This window comes from Pseudoalteromonas sp. SR45-5, assembly GCF_014163565.1.
Lineage (GTDB): Bacteria > Pseudomonadota > Gammaproteobacteria > Enterobacterales > Alteromonadaceae > Pseudoalteromonas > Pseudoalteromonas distincta.
Genome location: NZ_JACJDN010000822.1, coordinates 1 through 1,448, shown reverse-complemented (window position 1 = coordinate 1,448; position 1,448 = coordinate 1). Strand labels below are relative to the sequence as shown.

Genomic DNA, 1,448 nt, shown 5'->3' with positions numbered 1-1,448 from the left:
AAGTTATTTACTCAACTAAACCACGGCGCTTAAGTAATGCGTCGGTAGTTGGTTTTTGACCTCTAAACTCAATGTAGCTTTGCATTAAGTCGCGGCTGTTACCTTTAGATAGGATTTCTTTACGGAACTTATCACCATTTTTACGTGTTAAGCCGCCGTTGTTTTCCATGTGTGCAAAGGCATCGGCTGCAAATACTTCAGTCCAAAGGTATGCGTAGTAACCCGCAGAGTAACCACCGGCAAATGTATGGCTAAAGTAGTTTGATTTATAACGCGGTGGTACAGGGTAGTAATCAATACCGTGTGCTTTTAGCGCATCGCTTTCAAACTTTTGAACATCAGTAATTTTTTTATCTGAGCCAAACGAGTGCCATTCCATATCAAGTAAAGCAGCTGCTAAATATTCAGTGGTACCAAAACCTTGATTGAATTTTTGCGATGCAAGTACTTTATCAAGTAAAGCTTGTGGAATTGGCTCACCTGTTTTGTAGTGTTTGGCGTAGTTAGCAAGTACCGTAGGTTCAATCATCCAATCTTCATTCGCTTGCGACGGAAACTCAACAAAGTCACGCGCTGTAGCAGTACCTGCTAAGCTTGGGTATTTAACGTCAGAGAATAAACCGTGCGCCGCATGACCAAACTCATGGAACATAGTTGACACTTCGTCAAACGTCATTAACGTTGGCTCGCCTGCAGCAGGTTTTGGAATGTTTTGGGCATTGTAAATTACAGGTTTAGTGCCTTTTAAGCCGCTTTGACTTACGTAAGCGCTCATCCATGCACCGCCACGCTTACCTTCACGTGCGTATGGGTCTAGGTAAAATAAACCGATGGCGCTGCCGTCAGCGTTGAATACTTCGTAGGCTGTAACATCTTCATGATAAACCGGTAAGTCTTTACGCTCTTTAAATGTAATACCGTATAGCTTGTTCATTGCAAAGAATAAACCATCGTGAATTACAGAATCCATTTCAAAGTAAGGCTTAACAAGGGCAGGATCTAAGTCGTACTTTTCAGCACGTACTTTTTCTGCGTAAAAAGCCCAATCCCATGGTTTAAGCTCAAAGCTTTCACCTGAATCGTTAATTACTTTTTGAATAGCAGCTGCTTCAATTTTAGCTTTTTCAACTGCTTTTGGTGCTAGGTCATCTAAAATGCCGTACACGTTGTCAGTTGTTTGTGCCATACGCGAAGTCATTACATACGATGCCCAATCTTTAAACCCTAGTAGCTCTGCTTTTTGAGCGCGTAGGTTTGTTTCTTCAATAATAATTGGGCCGTTAGTTTTTGCTGCACGGTTAGCAGAGGCTTTAAATATTTGCTCACGTAGGTCGCGGTTTTCAAGGCTTGATAAAATTGGCTGTTGGGTCGTATTTACCAGCGTGATCATGTAGCCGTCTTTACCTGCTTTTTTAGCAGCGGCCGCAAGACCTGCAATTTCACCTTCA

The 1,448-nt window shown here is 42.3% G+C and carries 1 protein-coding gene; it reads right to left on the bottom strand.

Annotated elements, in window-relative coordinates; genetic code table 11:
- Nucleotides 1-7: 7 nt before the first annotated feature.
- The coding region (locus tag H5072_RS19350; RefSeq protein WP_182694497.1) for a M3 family metallopeptidase at nt 8-1,448 on the bottom strand (1,441 nt) is incomplete at its 5' end.